1 protein-coding gene is annotated in these 1405 nt (G+C 65.9%); it reads left to right on the forward strand.

The genetic code is table 11. From position 1 onward, the window contains the following. Nucleotides 1–160 precede the first annotated feature (160 nt). Nucleotides 161–1366, forward strand: a complete 1206-nt coding sequence (locus E1287_RS43210; RefSeq protein ID WP_207934827.1) for an IS256 family transposase — start codon at nucleotides 161–163, stop codon at nucleotides 1364–1366. Nucleotides 1367–1405: the final 39 nt, after the last annotated feature.

Genomic DNA, 1405 nt, shown 5'->3' on the forward strand with positions numbered 1-1405 from the left:
GGGACTGTACAAATAACGGCGGATCTAACGATCAAGGAAGAGACGCCACATGACCGAGACCGCCGAGCCGTCCGCGACCGTGGACGAGTCCGTTGAACAGGGCCAGGACCAGGCCGTGAGGCCGGAGCCGGTGACGGCCTCCGACGAGCAGCTGATCGCGATGCTGGTGGACCGCGCCCGCAATGAGGGGCTGCAGTTGACCGGTGAGGGTGGACTGCTGCAGCAGTTGACCAAGCGGGTGCTGGAGTCGGCTCTGGAGGGCGAGATCACCGATCACCTCGGCTATGACAAGCACGATGCCGCTGGGGACAACTCGGGGAACTCGCGCAACGGCACCCGCGCCAAAACTGTGCTGAGCGACGTCGGTCCGGTCGAGGTCAAGGTGCCCCGCGATGTCGCCGGCACGTTCGAGCCGCAGATCGTCCGCAAACGGCAGCGCCGTCTGTCGGGTGTGGAGGAGATGGTGCTGTCCCTGTCGGCCAAGGGTCTCACTCACGGGGAGATCTCCGCGCACCTGGCCGAGGTGTACGGCGCTAGCGTGTCCAAGCAGACCATCTCCACCATCACCGACAAGGTGATGGACGGGATGGCCGACTGGCAGAACCGGCCGCTGGACCGCGTCTACCCGGTGTTGTTCATCGACGCGATCAACGTCAAGATCCGGGACGGGCAGGTCGCCAACCGGCCGATCTACGTAGTGATGGCCGCCACCGTCGAAGGCAAGCGCGAGATCCTCGGCCTGTGGGCCGGGGACGGCGGTGAGGGGGCCAAATACTGGTTGCACGTGCTCACCGAGATCAAGAACCGAGGCGTCGAAGACGTACTGATGCTGGTCTGCGACGGCCTCAAGGGACTGCCGGAGGCGGTGGAGACCCTCTGGCCCCGCGCGGTCGTGCAGACGTGCGTGGTTCACCTGCTGCGCAACTCCTTCTCCTACGCCGGACGGCAGGATTGGGACAAGATCGCCCGGGCGCTCAGGCCTGTCTACACCGCCCCGACCGAGTCGGCGGCCACCGAACGGTTCCTGGAGTTCGCCGAGATCTGGGGCGCCAAGTATCCGGCGATCGTGAAGCTGTGGGAGGACACCTGGGCCGAGTTCGTCCCGTTCCTGGCCTTCGACCCCGAGATCCGCCGGGTCATCTGCTCCACCAACGCCATCGAGAGCGTGAACGCCCGCATCCGCCGCGCGGTCCGCGCCCGCGGCCACTTCCCCAACGACACCGCAGCGCTCAAGTGCATCTACCTGGCCCTGATGTCACTGGACCCCACCGGCAAGGGCCAGAAACGCTGGGTCCAGCGCTGGAAGCCCGCCCTGAACGCCTTCCAGATCGCCTTCGAAGGCCGCCTCACCCCAACCACCCACTGACCACCCAAACCCCAAATCAGCCGTTAACTTGACACTCCC

This window comes from Actinomadura sp. KC06 (assembly GCF_004348735.1).
Taxonomy (GTDB): domain Bacteria; phylum Actinomycetota; class Actinomycetes; order Streptosporangiales; family Streptosporangiaceae; genus Spirillospora.

Excerpts from the sequence above, each read along its gene's own strand:
- E1287_RS43210 (WP_207934827.1), top strand. The coding sequence starts at position 161 with ATGCTGGTGGACCGCGCCCGCAATGAGGGGCTGCAGTTGACCGGTGAG.